The sequence below is a fragment of the Hasllibacter halocynthiae genome (assembly GCF_003003095.1).
Taxonomy (GTDB): Bacteria; Pseudomonadota; Alphaproteobacteria; order Rhodobacterales; family Rhodobacteraceae; genus Hasllibacter; species Hasllibacter halocynthiae.
This window is the reverse complement of sequence record NZ_PVTT01000001.1, coordinates 1-14,718: the sequence shown is the minus strand read 5'-3', so window position 1 is coordinate 14,718 and position 14,718 is coordinate 1. Positions and strand designations below refer to the sequence as shown.

The window sequence follows — 14,718 nt, the reverse complement described above, 5'->3', positions numbered from 1 at the left end:
CCTTCCCGGTCCCGGGGACCCCGGCCCGGCGCTTGCCCCGCGCCCCGCCGCGTGGGACTTGTGTGGCGGGGCGCCCCGCCGGGGCGCGAAGGGGGGTGCGCGATGGCCCGGAGGGTCAGCGAGAGCCGGAAGCTGCTGGGCCGCCTGCGCGGGGCGCTGGCCGATGCCGGTGACGGACAGGCGCGCTTGGACAAGGTCGTGGACCTCGTCGCGGACTCCATGCGCACGGAGGTCTGCTCGATCTACCTCTTCCGCGACGAGGGCACGCTCGAGCTCTGCGCGACCGAGGGGCTGAACCCCGACGCGGTGCACAAGACCCGGATGCGGTTGGGCGAGGGGCTGGTCGGCCGCGTTGCCCGCTTCGGGCGCAACGTGAACGCCGCCGACGCGCCCGCCGAGCGGGGCTTCCGCTACATGCCCGAGACAGGCGAGGAGCGGTTCAGCAGCTTCCTCGGCGTTCCCATCCGCCGCCTGGGCGAACGTCTGGGCGTCCTCGTCGTCCAATCCCGCGAGGCGCGCGAGTTCACCGACGACGAGATCCATGCCCTCGAGGTGGTGGCGATGGTCCTCGCCGAGATGACCGAGCTCGGCGCCTTCGCCGGGGCCGCCGGCGCGGCCCGCCACGACCAGCCCGCCCTCTTCCGCGGCGCCGTGGCGCAGGAGGGGACCGCTGCCGGCGCCGTCTGGCTGCACGAGCCACGCGTCGTCGTCACCGCCCCCATCGCCGAGGACCCCGAGGCCGAGCTGAAGCGCCTGCGCGCCGCCGCCGCCGAGCTTCGCCAGCAGGTCGACGCGATGATCGACCGCCTGCCCCCCGGCGCCACCGACCAGCGCGCCGTGCTCGAGGCCTACCGCTCCTTCGCGCGCTCGCGCTCGTGGATGCGCCGGATGGAGGAGGACATCGAGGGCGGCCTCTCCGCCGAGGCCGCCGCCGAGAAGGAGCAGGCCGGCGCGCGCACGAAGATGCAGGAGGTGCCCGATCTCTACCTGCGCGAGCGGCTGCAGGACCTCGACGACCTCTCGAACCGCCTGCTGCGGATCCTCACCGGCCAAGGCCAGGACACGGGGGCCGAGATGCCCGCCGCGCCGATCCTCGTCGCGCGCAACATCGGGCCGGGCGACCTTCTGGAATACGACCGCAAGCTCAAGGGCATCGTGCTGGAGGAGGGATCGGTCGGCTCCCACGCCGCCATCGTCGCGCGGGCGCTGGCGATCCCGCTCGTGATCCAGGCGAAGGGCGTGGTGCAGGCCGCGCTCAACGGCGACCGCATCCTCGTCGACGGCGAGCAGGGCGCCGTCCACCTGCGCCCCAGCGACACCGTCGAGGGGGCGTTCCGCGACAAGCTGGCCATGCAGGCCGCCGCGCAGGAACGCTATGCCTCCATCCGTGACCTGCCGGCCAAGGCGCTCTGCGGCTCTGTGGTCGGCCTGCACATGAACGCGGGCCTTCTGGCGGACCTGCCGTCGCTCGGGCCCTCCGGCGCCGAGGGCGTGGGCCTCTTCCGGACCGAGCTGCAGTTCCTCGCCCGCAACGCCGTGCCCCGCCGGGGCGAGCTCGCGTCGCTATACTCGCGGGTGATGGACAGCGCGGAAGGGCGGCGCGTCGTGTTCCGCACGCTCGACATCGGCTCGGACAAGGTGCTTCCCTTCATGAAGCGCGAGGTCGAGCCGAACCCCGCCCTCGGCTGGCGGGCGATCCGGGTCGGCCTGGACAAGAAAGGCGTCATGCGGATGCAGCTACAGGCGCTGATCCGCGCGGCTGCGGGGCGCCCGCTCGCGGTGATGTTCCCCTTCATCGCCCAGTTCGAGGAGTTCAAGGAAGCCCGCCAACGCCTCCTCGACGAGGTCGCCCTGGAGGAGAGGCGCGGCAGCGCCGTCCCCGCCCGGCTCGAGATCGGCGCGATGCTCGAGACGCCGTCGCTTGCCTACGCGCCGCGCCAGTTCTACGAGATGGCGGACTTCATCTCGATCGGCGGCAACGACCTCAAGCAGTTCTTCTTCGCCGCCGACCGTGAGAACGAGCGCGTGCGCAGGCGCTACGACACGCTCAACGTCTCCTACCTCACCTTCCTCGAGCATATCGTCGAACGCTGCGCCGACACCGGAACCCCCCTCTCCTTCTGCGGCGAGGACGCCGGCCGCCCGGTCGAGGCGCTGGCCTTCGCGGCGATGGGGCTGCGGGCCCTCTCCATGCGTCCGGCGAGCATCGGTCCGGTGAAGTCGCTCCTGCGCCGGGTGAACCTCGACGAGGCACGCGCCTGCATCGACGAGGCGCGAGGGTCGGGCGCCCAGTCCGTCCGTTCCGCGCTCCGCGACTGGCTTCGGGTACAGGACCGGGCCGCCTGAAGCGCCCGCCCCGCCCCGCCCCGCCCCGGGCGCGGGGCGATCCGCGGTCACGTCTGGGGCTGCACCACGTCGCGGAACCGGGCGATCACGGCCTCGGGGTCCAACCCCTCGTCGCGGGCCAGCTTCATCAGGCCGAACTGCACCCGCGCCATGTCCTGGTAGTAGCTCGTGTAGGTCCAGTTGACCGCCGCCCCCAGCGCGCCGCCCAGCACCGGCACCGCCTGCGCGGCGACCTTCCGGCCCAGGACCAGGCTGAACACCGGCACGACCTGCCCGATCACCGCCTTCAGGCCGGCCCCTGTCGTGCCGAACCGCAGCGTCAGGAAGGCCGCCGTGCCGCCGTCGTCCCCCGCAAGCGGGCCCGCCGCGGCGAAGGTCTGCACGCAGGCCAGCCGCGTCTGCTCGTCCGCCGGGTCGAACCCGTGCTCGGCGGCGATGCCCTGCATCGCGCGCATCAGGAAGGCGGTCGTCACCGGCACCTCCGCCAGCGCGGTGGGCAGGCCGCCGAAGCCCCCCGCCGCGCCCATCGCGGTGGACAGCGCGGTCGTCATCCGCTCGCCCGTGTCCGGCAGGCGGCCGCCGCGCGTCATCGACGCGCCGGAATAGGCCAGCTGCAGCGCCTGCCGCGTCGCCCCGTTGAGCTGGCCGCGCACGGCCGCCGGCAGACGGTCGAGCAGGCCCTCCGCCTGCGCCCCCAGCGACGAGAGGAGCGACATGCCCGCCCCCGCCGCATCGCGATGCACCTGCGCGAGCTGCGCGATCTCGGCCTCGACATGCGGCGCGAAGGGCTGGTCCGCGGGGTGATCGGTCCCGTTCGGCTCGGGGGCGGCGGCTTCGGTGGCGGCGTCGGGCATGGTGCTCCTCCTCGTTGCCCCACTCAGATGGTGTCGGCGCATCCGCTTGCCAGGGGCGCGGGAAGGACCGGGCCCGCCACGCCCTCCCAGGCGCCCGGCGCCAAGGCCAGCCCCAGGACGCGCGCGGGATCGGTCGGCGGCGGCATCAGCACGCCGGCGAGCGGCGCGAAGCCGAAGCGTGCGTAGTAGGGCGCATCCCCCACAAGCAGCGCCCGCCTCCAACCGGCGGCCGCGGCGCCCAGCGCCGCCGCCATCAGCGCGCCGCCCCAACCCTCGCCCTGGTGCGCGGGGTGGACCGCGACCGGCCCGACCAGCAAGGCGGGCGCCCCGCCGACCGCGACCGGCCAGGCCCGGATCGCGCCCGCCAGGCCGGCCGCCGCCTCGCCCGCGTCCACTACGTGCCCGCATCCCCGGACGGGCGGTCCCCGCCGCAGCCGATAGGACGAGAGCGCCCGCCGCCCCGGCCCGAAGGCCAGGTCGTAGAGCGTCTCGACGGCCGCGCCGTCGCCCTCCTCCTCCTGCCGAAGCCGCAAGCCTTTTCCCCCGCCCGTCGCAGCCGATATGGCGAACCCGGACCCCTGGGAGCAAGCGCAAGGGGCATGGCAACCTTGGGAGCGCACGGATGTTCTATCGTCCAGAGAAGGGGCACGGCCTGCCTCACAACCCGTTCAGCGCCATCGTCGCGCCCCGGCCGATCGGCTGGATCTCGACCCGGGCGGCGGGGGGCGACAACCTCGCCCCCTACAGCTTCTTCAACGCCGTCGCCTACGTGCCCCCGCAGGTCATGTTCGCCAGCACGTCGGCGAAGGAGGATCGCGACGGCACGAAGGACAGCATGTCCAACATCCGCGAGAGCGGCGTCTTCTGCGTCAACCTCGTTGGCCACGCCCTGCGCGAGGCGATGAACCGCACCTCGGGCCCATGGCCCCGCGAGGTGGACGAGTTCGCCGACGCGAACCTCGCCAAGGCCGAATGCGAGGCGATCGCCTGCCCCCGCGTGGCCGACGCGCCCGCTTCGCTGGAATGCCGCCTGACCCGGATCGTGCGCCTGCCGGGCGAGACCAACCTCGTCGCCTTCGGCGAAGTGGTCGGCGTGCACATCCGCGAGGAGTTCCTGGTGGACGGCCGGTTCGACACCGCCGGCGCCCGCCTCCTCGCCCGTTGCGGCTACCGCGACTACGCGGTCGTGGACGAGGTGTTCGAGCTCACGCGCCCGGGGGAGTGACCGAAGGCCCGCCCCCGGGCGCGGGAATGCCGCGCCGGCCTAGTGCCCGGCCGCGATGCGCCCGGTGCGCACGCCGTAGTCGGTCGCGATCTCGTAGTCGGGATCGTCGTCCGAATCGACCATGAGCTGCCCCGCCTGGGTCAGCAGGCGGTGGCACTCGCGCGTCAGGTGGCGCAGCTGGACCGTCTTGCCCGCCGCCTGATACCTCGCGGCCACGGCCTCGATGGCGTTCAGCGCCGACTGATCGGCCACGCGGCTGGTCTCGAAGTCGATCACCACCAGCCCGGGGTCGTTCTCCACGTCGAAGAGCTCCGTGAACCCTTCGGACGAGCCGAAGAAGAGCGGCCCGTCGATCTCGTAGACCTTCGTGCCCTCCGGCGTGGTGTGGGCGCGGGCGTGGATGCGGGTCGCGTTCTTCCACGCATAGACGAGGGCGGAGACGACGACGCCGACCACCACCGCCACGGCGAGATCCTGCCAGACCGTGACCGCGGTGACGAGGACGATCACGAAGGCGTCGGCCCGCGGCACCCGGCGCATGATGCGGAAGCTGTTCCAGGCGAAGGTGCCGATCACGACCATGAACATCACCCCGACGAGGGCGGCCAGCGGGATGCGCTCGATCAGGGGGGCGAGGAACAGGATGAACGCGAGGAGGAAGAGGGCGGCCGAGATGCCCGACAGCCGCGTGCGCCCGCCGGACTTCACGTTGATCATGGACTGCCCGATCATCGCGCAGCCGCCCATGCCGCCGAAGAAGCCCGTCACGGTGTTGGCCGCGCCCTGGGCGATGCACTCCTGCGAGGCGCCGCCCCGCTCGCCCTTGATCTCCCCGACGAGGTTCAGGGTCAGCAGGCTCTCGATCAGGCCGATCGCGGCGAGGATCACCGCATAGGGCAGCACGATCCAGAGCGTCTCCAGCGTCATGGGCGCCAGGAAATCGCCGTAGAGGCCCGGCACGGGCACACCGGCGGTGGTGAAGGGGACGTGGAAGGCCGGCAGCCCGCCCTCGATCGAGGCCAGGTCCCCCACGGTCAGCACGTCCAGCCCCAGCGCGATCACCAGCGCGGCCGTCACCCCGATGCCGACCAGGGGCGCCGGCAGGGCGGTCGTGACGCGCGGCAGCAGCCAGATCACCGCCATGGTCAGCGCCACGAGCCCCAGCATGAGGAGAAGGGGCGCCCCCCAAAGCCACTCGCCGTTGGGCAGGAAGCCGTGCCCGTCCGCATGGGCGGTGCCCGGCACCTGGAACTGGCCGAGCTGGGCCAGGAAGATGACGATGGCCAGCCCGTTCACGAAGCCCAGCATGACCGGGTGCGGCACGAGGCGGATGAACTTGCCCCAGCGCAGCGCGCCCACCGCGATCTGGATCAGGCCCATGAGGATCACGGTCAGGAACAGGTACTCGACCCCGTGCTGCGCGACGAGCGCGACCATCACCACCGCCAGCGCGCCCGTCGCGCCCGAGATCATCCCGGGCCGGCCGCCGATGCAGGCCGTGATCAGCCCGACGATGAACGCGGCGTAGAGGCCGACGAGCGGATGAACCCCCGCGACGAAGGCGAAGGCCACCGCCTCGGGCACCAGCGCCAGCGCGACGGTGAGCCCCGCAAGCACCTCGGTGCGCAGGCGGGTCGGGGTCATCTCGGCGCGGAAGTCGGTGAACGAGAATCGCTTGGCCATGGCGGCCAGGTCGGTCGAGGCCATGAGCCCTCCGGAACGTGCGGGAAATGTCGCTTGATGGAGGGGGCCCTTAGCCGGGATCGCGCGGCATGGGAAGGGCAGGCGCGGCCGGGCCGCCATGCGCGGGGCGCAAGGGCGGCGATCGCGCCTCCGGTCCCGGCTGCGGGGGCGCCATCCCGCTTCCCCTCCCCCGCGGCCTGCCCTAACCCTGTCGCGGCCGGCGCGGGGTCCGGCGGCGAACGGAGGGCCGCGCATGGCCGAGACGATGATCGGCGTGATCGGCGGGTCAGGCATCTACGAGATAGACGGGCTCGAGGACGCGAAGTGGCGCGAGGTCCGATCGCCCTGGGGGGACCCGTCGGACAAGATCATGACGGGGCGGCTGGGGGGCGTGCGCTTCGCCTTCCTTCCCCGGCACGGGCGCGGCCACGTCCACACGCCGACCTCCGTGCCCTACCGTGCCAACGTCGACGCGCTGAAGCGCCTCGGCGTCACCGACATCGTCTCCGTCTCGGCCGTGGGCTCCTTCCGCGAGGACTACGCCCCCGGCGACTTCGTCCTCGTGGACCAGTTCGTGGACCGCACCGTCGCCCGCGAGGGCACGTTCTTCGGCCGGGGCTGCGTCGCGCACGTCTCCGTCGCTCATCCGACCTGCCCGCGCCTGACGGACGCCTGCGAGGAGGCCGCGCGCGCCACCGGCGTGACCGTGCACCGGGGCGGCACCTATCTCGCGATGGAGGGCCCCCAGTTCAGCACCCTGGCCGAGTCGAGGCTCTACCGCGACGTCTGGGGATGCGACGTGATCGGCATGACAGGCATGCCCGAGGCGAAGCTCGCCCGCGAGGCGGAGATCTGCTACGCCTCCGTCGCCATGGTGACGGACTACGACAGCTGGCACCCGAACCACGGCGAGGTCGACGTGACCGAGATCATCGCCGTCCTGTCGGGCAACGCCGACAGGGGCCGGGCCATGGTCGCGCGCCTGCCCGGGCTTCTCGGGCCGGGGCGCGCGCCCTGCCCGCACGGCTGCGACCGGGCGCTCGATCACGCCATCCTCACCGCGCCCGAACGCCGCGATCCCGCGCTCGTCGCCAAGCTCGACGCGGTGGCGGGGCGGGTCCTGCACAAGGGGGCCGGGACATGAGCCGCAGCGTCCGCGACTACATCCGCACCATCCCCGACTTCCCGCACGAGGGCATCCTCTTCCGCGACGTGACGACGCTGTTCGCCGACGCGCGCGGAATGCGGATCTGCGTCGATCAGCTGCTCGACCCCTATGCCGGCACGCGGATCGACCGCGTCGCGGGGCTCGAGGCGCGGGGCTTCATCCTCGGGGGTGCGATCGCCCACCAGCTCGGCACCGGGTTCGTGCCGATCCGCAAGAAGGGCAAGCTGCCCGGACCCCGGATCGAGGAGGCCTACGTCCTCGAATACGGCGAGGCGGTGATGGAGGTGCACGAGGACGCGGTCGAGCCGGGCCAGCGCATCCTCCTCGTCGACGACCTCCTCGCGACGGGCGGCACCGCCGAGGCCGGGATCAAGCTGATCGAGCGTCTCGGCGGCGAGGTCGCGGGGTGCGCCTTCGTGATCGACCTTCCGGAGCTCGGCGGCCGCAAGCGGCTCGAGGCGCTGGGGATGGACGTCCACGCGCTCACGTCCTTCGAGGGGACCTGACCGGGGCATAGGCCCCGCGCGGCGCCCCGCCCGTCAGAGGTCCGTCGCCCTCTGCAGACGGGGGATCAGGATGTCCCCGTTCTCCAGCAGCCGCGGCTCGCCGTAGTTGCCGACCTCGTCGATCAACCCGAAGAGCCGCGCGCCCAGGGTCGCGAGCTCCGCCATCGGCGCGGGCATGCCCTCGGGCGGCGCCTCGGCGATGTCCTCCGCCACGCCCTGCAGGATCAGGCCGAAGGCGCGCGCCATGAGGTTCACCCCCTCGCGGGTGGTCTCGTTCTCCTGCGCCGCCGCTGGAACGGCGAGCAGCATCGACAGGGCCAGCGCGCGGATCATGGGACCTCCGGACGGGGGCCCCCGGGCTCGAGGGGGCGCTCGATCCCACAAGCGCCCGGACGGCCCGCGGTTCCGTCCTTCACCGGCCATTCGGGCCGGCGCGGCTCACGCCGCCTCGCGGATGGCCTCCCATGCGCGGTTCACCGTCTGCATCCGCCGCTCCGCGAGGCGCACGGCCTCCTCGGGAAGCCCCCGCCCGATCATCCGGTCGGGATGGGACTCGCGGACTTGGGCGCGCCAGGCCCGGCGCGCGGCCTCGACGCCCTCCTCCGGCGCGACGCCCAGGACCTCCCAGGGGTCGGGCTCGGCCCCGGGGACGTGCGCGGCGCGCAGGCGCACGAAGTCCCGCTGCGGCAGGCCGAGACGGGCCGCGACCTCCGAGAGGAACTCGTCCTCGGCCGGATGGTAGTCCCCGTCCGCCAGCGCGACGTGGAAGAGGCAGTCCATCAGGTCGATCAGGGCCGGGTCCCCGACGGGGAACATCCGTCCGATCCGCTCCGCGTAGGCCTCGAAGCCCGCGACGTCCTGCCTGGCGAGGTCGAAGACCCGCCCGGCGTTCGCCAACTCCTCCTCGGGTATGTGGAACACCTCGCGAAAGGCCCTCACCTCCGCGCGCGAAACCTCGCCGTCGGCCTTGGCCATCTTCGCCCCGAGCGCGATCACCGCGATGGTGAAGGCGACCGACCGCTCGGGCGGGGTGCGCGAGAAGAGCGCGAGGAGCGCCTCGCCCGACGCGAGCGAACGCAGGACCTCCGCGATGCGGGACCAGATCGACATGCCCGTCCCCTATCCCATCGCCGCGCCGGGGGCACGGGGCTTCGGGCCGCGCGGGCCCGGGGCCGGGATCGCCCGCCGCGCGGGCGCGCCGTCCCGGCGGGACCCCATGTCGCACCGAAAGGCGCCCGAACCCGCTTGGCCCCGCCGCCCGCCTCGCTACATGAGTTTCAGAAATTTCTGAAAAGACATGAAAGGTAGAACGGGACCGTGGCGCTGAGCGATCTGGAACGCGACTTCGTGATGCACTTCGGCGAGATGGGCTCGCGCTGGGGGATCGCCCGGACCGTGGGGCAGATCTACGCCGTGCTCTTCCTCTCCGAGCGGCCGCTCTGCGCGGATGCGCTGGTTCAGGCGCTCGGGGTCTCCCGCTCGAACGTCTCCATGGGCCTCAAGGAGCTGGAGTCCTGGAACCTCGTTCGCCGCAAGCACGTCGCGGGCGACCGGCGCGAGTACTTCGAGACCCCCGAGGACATCTGGCAGATCGTCCGTACCCTGATCGCCGAGCGCAAGAAGCGCGAGATCGACCCGACCCTCTCCACCCTGCGGGAGCTCGAGCTGCGGACCCCCGCGGAGGGCGACGCCCATGCCCATGCCCGCATCGCCGCGCTGCGCGAGCACATCGAAGGCATGATGCGCTTCTACGAGGAGCTCGACCGCCTCGAGACGAAGTCGCTCGTCCGGCTCATGAAGATGGGCCGCTCGATCAGCCACCTCGCCACCGCCCCCGGGCGGATCCTCCCCCTCAGGAACAAGGGCGCCTAGACCGATGGAAGCACTCGACACCCTCGTCCTCTCCCGCATCCAGTTCGCGGCGAACATCTCGTTCCACATCCTCTTCCCGACGATCACCATCGCGCTCGGCTGGGCGCTGCTGTTCTTCAAGCTGCGCTTCCAATGGACCGGCGACGCCAAGTGGATGGAGGCCTACCGCTTCTGGGTAAAGGTCTTCGCCCTCTCCTTCGCGATGGGCGTCGTCTCCGGAATCACGATGTCCTTCCAGTTCGGCACCAACTGGCCCGGCTTCATGGAGACGGTCGGGAACGTCGCCGGGCCCCTCCTCGCCTACGAGGTGATGACCGCCTTCTTCCTCGAGGCGGTGTTCCTCGGGATCATGCTCTTCGGCTGGCGCAAGGTGCCGAGCTGGCTGCACACGACTGCGACCTTCCTCGTGGCCTTCGGCACCACCATGTCCGCCTTCTGGATCCTCGTGCTGAACTCCTGGATGCACACCCCCCAGGGGTTTGAGCTGCGGGACGGCGTCGTCCACGCCACCTCGTGGATGGAGATCGTCTTCAACCCCTCCATGCCCTACCGCCTGGCGCACATGCTGCTGGCCTCGGGCCTGACGGTGGCGTTCCTGATCCTCGGCATCGCGGCCTTCCGGCGCCTCCTCGGCGATCAGCGCGAGGAGGTCCGATCGCAGATCCGCTTCGGCGCGGTGCTGGCGGCCGTCCTGATCCCGGTGCAGATCTTCGCCGGCGACATGCACGGCCTGAACACGCAGGAATACCAGCCCGCCAAGGTCGCCGCGATGGAGGGCAACTGGTCCGACACCGACGGGCGCACGCCCCTCGTCCTCTTCGCGATCCCCGACCCCGAGGCGCGCGAGAACCGCTTCGAGGTGGCGATCCCGAACGGCGCCTCGCTGATCCTCGGCCACAAGCCCGAGCACGTCGTGCCGTCGCTGGACGAGTTTGTGACCGAGGACGGCGAGATGCTGCACCCCCCCGTGGCGAAGGTGTTCTGGGCGTTCCGCGTCATGGTCGGCACCGGGATGGCGATGCTCGCCCTCTCGTGGATCACGGTGCTCCACTTTGCCCGCAAGCGCGAGGACGCGAACGGCGTGCGCCGCCGCTGGGTCATCTCGACCCTGCCCAGGCCCCTTCTCTGGGCGATGGTGGCGATGACCTTCTCGGGCTGGCTGGCGACCCTCGCCGGCTGGTACGTGACCGAGATCGGACGCCAGCCCTGGCTCGTCTCCGGGGTGCTGACCACGGCCGAGGCCGTGGCCCAAGTGCCCGCCGGGATGGTCCTGTCCACCTTGCTCGGCTACCTCGCGGTCTATGCGTTCCTGACGCTGGCCTACGTCTCCGTCATCTTCTACCTCGCCCGCCGCGCGGCGCGCGGGAACCCGGTCGGCACGCTCGAGAGCCCCGGCTCCGGCCAGGCCGAGGTCGAGGCGATCGCCGGCGCCGGCCCCCGGGGTGGCCGGGGTGGCCGCGATGCGCCCGGTGGCGGCACGCGCGGCGGCGGCCTCCAGCCGGCCGAATGACATCGCCCGGGGCGGCCGCCGCGCCGCCCCGGCCCCCACCCGCACCACGGAAGGCAGGTCAAATGGAATGGTTCGGCGATCCGGCGGTCTGGCTGCCCTGGACCTTCGCGGCACTGATGGGCCTCTCGATCCTGGTCTACGTCGTCCTCGACGGGTTCGACCTCGGGGTCGGCCTCCTCTTCCCCTTCGCTTCCGACGCCGAGAAGGATCGCATGATCGCGTCCATCGGCCCGTTCTGGGACGCGAACGAGACTTGGCTCGTGCTGGCCATCGGCATCCTCCTCGTCGCCTTCCCGGTGGCGCACGGGCTGATCCTGACCTCGCTCTACCTGCCGGTCTTCCTCCTCCTCCTCGGCCTCATCCTGCGCGGCGTGTCGTTCGAGTTCCGGGTGAAGGCGCACGTGCGCTACAAGGAGCGCTGGAACCTCGCCTTCTGGGGCGGCTCGCTGATGGCCTCGCTCTCCCAGGGCTTCATGCTCGGCCTCTACGTGATGGGCCTGGAGTGGAGCTGGGCGACCGTCGCCTTCGCCTCGCTGACGGCGGTGTTCCTGACCGTGGGCTACAGCTTCATCGGCGCCTGCTGGATCATCATCAAGACCGAAGGCCCGCTGCAGCGGAAGGCCGTCGAATGGGCCAGGGGCGGCATCTGGGGGGTGATCCTCGGGATCGGCGCGATCTCGGCGGCCTCGCCCCTCGTCTCCCCGCGGATCTGGGGCAAGTGGCTCGGCTGGCCCGAGTCGCTCCTCCTCGCGCCCCTGCCGGTCCTCTCGGCCGCGCTGATCGCGTTCCTCTGGTGGAAGCTGCGCCGGATGCCCTACGACGACGACCGCTGGAACTGGACGCCCTTCGCGGCGGCCATGGCGATCTTCGCGCTCGCGTTCCTCGGCCTCGCCTACAGCTTCTACCCCTACGTCGTGCCCGAGCGGCTGACGATCTACGAGGCGGCCTCCGCGCCCGAGGCCCTCTTCATCATCTTCATCGGCACGCTGGTCGTCCTGCCGACCATCGTGGCCTATACCGCGCTGGCCTACTGGATCTTCCGCGGCAAGGCCCAGGACCTGACCTACGACTAGGCGCCCGAACGGCCCCCGCCCATCCCCGGCGGGGGCCTCCCGCCCCTACTCGGCCGCCGCCTGCGGCCGCGGCGACAACGCCTTCAGCGCGTCGTCGCTCAGCATGATCTGGCGGTGCGGGAAGGGGATCTCGATCCCGCGCTCGTCGAAGACGGCCTTCAGGAGCTCGTCGTAGAGGCGCCCGACGCCCCAGTGCGCGCCCGGAAGCGTCTTGATCCGCGCCCGCACGAGGACCGCGCTGTCCGCGAAGCCCGTGACGCCTTGCATGTCGAACTCCCCCAGGACGTTCGGGCCCTGCTCGGGGTCGCGGCGCAGGCGCTCGAACGCCTCCTGCATGGCGGCCTTCACGGCCGGGACGTTCTCGCCGTAGGCGACGCCCATCTCGCGGACGTGGAACGAGAAGCCGCGCATGAAGTTCGACACCACGTCCACCGCGCTGAACGGCACGATGTGATAGACCCCGTCGAGGGTCCGCAGCCCGACCGAGCGGATGGTCAGCTTCTCGACCGCGCCGGTGATGGGGCCCGCGGTGACGACGTCGCCCACGTCCATCGCGTTCTCGAGCTGGATGAAGATGCCCGTGATGATGTCCTGCACCAGCTTCTGCGCGCCAAAGCCGATGGCCAGGCCGACGACCCCCGCGCCCGCGATCAGGGGGGCGATGTCGATGCCCAGCTCGCTCAGGGCGATCATCGCGCCGAAGATCACCAGCGCCACGGTGAACGCGTTGCGGAACAGCGCGAGCAGCGTCCGCTGCCGCGACGTGACCATCCCGGTGCCCGCCAGCTTGCGGTCGATCCAGACCGACACCGCCGACCAGAGGATCACCAAGGCCACGACGATGGCCGCCGCGCTGACGAGGCCCCAGACCCGCGCGCCGACCTCCGGCCGCTCGAGCAGCTCGCCCAGGTCGACGATCCGCCACCCGTCCAGCAGGACGAGGACGGCAGAGGCGAAGGCGACCAGCGCCAGCACGATCCGCGCCGGCCCCGCGAGGCCCTTCAGCCGCGCCCGGAACCCCACCGCCCCTTCCGGCGCAGGCGCCTGCGCGGCGGCCGAGCGCGCGCCCCGCAGCAGCCGCTGCCCCACCGTCACGAGGACGAGGGCGATCACCGTGAACACCGTGCCCCGGATCACCAGCGCGCCCATCAGCGCCGGGCGCGTCAGCGCGATGACGAAGCAGCCCAGCACGTAGGCGTAGGCCAACCACGGCCAGATCGCGAGCCAGGCGCGCCCCGAGGCGCGGCCCATGTCGGCGGCGACGTCGCCGTCCTCGGCGCCCCTGCGGCGCCGGCGGCGGGCCTCGGCCTCGGCCTGCTCGTGGTCGAGTACCGCGCCCATCGCCCGCCGGATGCGTGCCACGGCGTAGAGGGCGATCGCCGCCGACAGGACGATCACCAGCGTGCGGACCGAGTTGCGCGCCGGCAGCCCGCCCAGCGCCTGCGCCACGGGCACGGCGACCATGATCCCGTACACGGCCGTCGCCACGACCAGCCGCACCCGCCGCGCGATGATCTTCTGCGCGTGGAGCGGAAGGTCAGAGAGGGTCATCGTCCCCGGCACCCGCGAGACCACCGCCGACAGGCCGATCCCGAAGAGGCCGACGACGACGTAGGCATTGAGGTAGAGCGCGGCCTCCTGCGGGACGTCGCCGCCGCCCAGCGCCAGCGCCACGGCATAGCCCGCGACCCAGCCCAGCAGCACCGCCAGGACGCCCGACAGCATCCGCATCCCGAACCGCCGCAGCCGCGTGCGGAAGGGCAGCACGAAGCCCTGCCGGCGCAGGGGCTGGCGCACCAGCCAGCGCAGCATCCCCCGGTGCGCCAGCCGCATCGCCACCTGCGTCGCCGCGATCACCGCGACCAGCCGCCACAGCATCCCCGCCGTCTCCGGCACGAGCAGGGCGCGCCCGAAGCCGACCGCCAGGCCCGGCAGGCGGGCCGCCTCCACCGCGAGGATGCGGGCGCGGCGCCAGCCCTCCTCCACGGCGCGGGCGCTCCGGTCGGCCAGCCGCTGCGCGAGGGGCACGGGGACGACCTCCTCGTCCGCCGTCTCCACCTCGCGCAGCGTCTCCAGCTGCGCCAGGAGGTCCGCGCGCGAGGCGTCGTCCGAGAGGGTGGCGATCAGCTCGTCCAGCGTGACGGCGGCGGGCGCTTCGGGCGCGGCCGTCTCGGCGGGGGCCTCCGCGGCGGGCGGCACCAGGGGGATCTGCGCCGCCGCGCCCAAGGGCAGCATGACGGCGAGAAAGGCGAGGAGGGCGTGCTTCACGGCGGGGGGGATCTCTTCGGGGCGATGTCCTGTCGCGACGCCCTAGCCCGGCCGCGGCCCGCGGTCAGCCCCCGCCGGACATGCGGCGCTGGACGCCGGGGCGTCCGGGCCCTAGCCCCGGCCCATGACCTCTTATTCCTCTCCGCATGGCGGTTTGCCGTCTCAGTCGCAGCTTCTGTCGGGCCGTGCGCGGCTGACGGAGGCGTATTCGGT

General features: G+C 72.3%; 13 protein-coding genes. 7 read left to right on the top strand and 6 right to left on the bottom strand.

What is annotated here, in order from left to right; translation table 11 throughout:
- The first annotated feature begins 102 nt into the window (after window positions 1-102).
- Entirely contained in the window at window positions 103-2,346 is a 2,244-nt protein-coding gene (ptsP, locus tag BCF33_RS00070; protein WP_106158927.1) for a phosphoenolpyruvate--protein phosphotransferase, read from the top strand.
- Between the two features lie 47 nt (window positions 2,347-2,393).
- On the opposite strand, the gene BCF33_RS00065 is transcribed toward ptsP, so the two are convergent.
- A complete protein-coding gene (locus BCF33_RS00065; protein WP_106158926.1) occupies window positions 2,394-3,200 on the bottom strand; it encodes an EcsC family protein in 807 nt (268 codons plus the stop codon).
- A gap of 23 nt (window positions 3,201-3,223) precedes the next feature.
- The gene (locus tag BCF33_RS00060) at window positions 3,224-3,733 is read right to left on the bottom strand and encodes a GNAT family N-acetyltransferase (protein WP_106158925.1); all 510 of its coding nucleotides are present in this window, start codon (window positions 3,731-3,733) and stop codon (window positions 3,224-3,226) included.
- Between the two features lie 89 nt (window positions 3,734-3,822).
- On the opposite strand from BCF33_RS00060, the gene BCF33_RS00055 reads away from it, so the two are divergent.
- Entirely contained in the window at window positions 3,823-4,425 is a 603-nt protein-coding gene (locus BCF33_RS00055) for a flavin reductase family protein (protein ID WP_106158924.1), read from the top strand.
- A gap of 39 nt (window positions 4,426-4,464) precedes the next feature.
- On the opposite strand, the gene BCF33_RS00050 is transcribed toward BCF33_RS00055, so the two are convergent.
- Complete coding sequence (locus tag BCF33_RS00050) at window positions 4,465-6,132, bottom strand: SulP family inorganic anion transporter (protein WP_106158923.1); 1,668 nt, start codon at window positions 6,130-6,132, stop codon at window positions 4,465-4,467.
- A gap of 229 nt (window positions 6,133-6,361) precedes the next feature.
- Between BCF33_RS00050 and BCF33_RS00045 the strand changes: the two genes are divergently transcribed.
- Both BCF33_RS00045 and BCF33_RS00040 read left to right on the top strand, forming a co-directional pair.
- Window positions 6,362-7,252, top strand: coding sequence for an S-methyl-5'-thioadenosine phosphorylase (locus tag BCF33_RS00045; RefSeq protein WP_106158922.1), 891 nt, complete (start codon window positions 6,362-6,364; stop codon window positions 7,250-7,252).
- Window positions 7,249-7,782, top strand: a complete 534-nt coding sequence (locus BCF33_RS00040) for an adenine phosphoribosyltransferase (protein WP_106158921.1) — start codon at window positions 7,249-7,251, stop codon at window positions 7,780-7,782. The genes BCF33_RS00045 and BCF33_RS00040 overlap by 4 nt, the downstream gene beginning before the upstream one ends.
- Before the next feature lie 33 nt (window positions 7,783-7,815).
- On the opposite strand, the gene BCF33_RS00035 is transcribed toward BCF33_RS00040, so the two are convergent.
- Both BCF33_RS00035 and BCF33_RS00030 read right to left on the bottom strand, forming a co-directional pair.
- On the bottom strand, window positions 7,816-8,115 hold the full coding sequence (locus BCF33_RS00035) for a hypothetical protein (RefSeq protein ID WP_106158920.1): 300 nt from the start codon (window positions 8,113-8,115) through the stop codon (window positions 7,816-7,818).
- Between the two features lie 105 nt (window positions 8,116-8,220).
- Window positions 8,221-8,892: a molecular chaperone DjiA gene (locus BCF33_RS00030; RefSeq protein WP_106158919.1), complete on the bottom strand. Its 672-nt coding sequence runs from the start codon at window positions 8,890-8,892 to the stop codon at window positions 8,221-8,223.
- Window positions 8,893-9,099: 207 nt separating this feature from the next.
- Here BCF33_RS00030 and BCF33_RS00025 point away from each other — a divergent pair, with 207 nt between their 5' ends.
- The 3 genes from BCF33_RS00025 (at window position 9,100) to BCF33_RS00015 (ending at window position 12,237) form a co-directional block, all read left to right on the top strand.
- Window positions 9,100-9,654 (top strand): GbsR/MarR family transcriptional regulator, encoded by a 555-nt coding sequence (locus tag BCF33_RS00025; protein WP_245883665.1) that lies wholly within the window; start codon window positions 9,100-9,102, stop codon window positions 9,652-9,654.
- A 4-nt stretch (window positions 9,655-9,658) separates the two neighbouring features.
- The gene (locus tag BCF33_RS00020) at window positions 9,659-11,164 is read left to right on the top strand and encodes a cytochrome ubiquinol oxidase subunit I (protein WP_106158918.1); all 1,506 of its coding nucleotides are present in this window, start codon (window positions 9,659-9,661) and stop codon (window positions 11,162-11,164) included.
- Between the two features lie 62 nt (window positions 11,165-11,226).
- Entirely contained in the window at window positions 11,227-12,237 is a 1,011-nt protein-coding gene (locus BCF33_RS00015; protein ID WP_106158917.1) for a cytochrome d ubiquinol oxidase subunit II, read from the top strand.
- Between the two features lie 45 nt (window positions 12,238-12,282).
- On the opposite strand, the gene BCF33_RS14420 is transcribed toward BCF33_RS00015, so the two are convergent.
- Window positions 12,283-14,505 (bottom strand): mechanosensitive ion channel domain-containing protein, encoded by a 2,223-nt coding sequence (locus tag BCF33_RS14420; protein WP_106158916.1) that lies wholly within the window; start codon window positions 14,503-14,505, stop codon window positions 12,283-12,285.
- Window positions 14,506-14,718 lie beyond the last annotated feature (213 nt).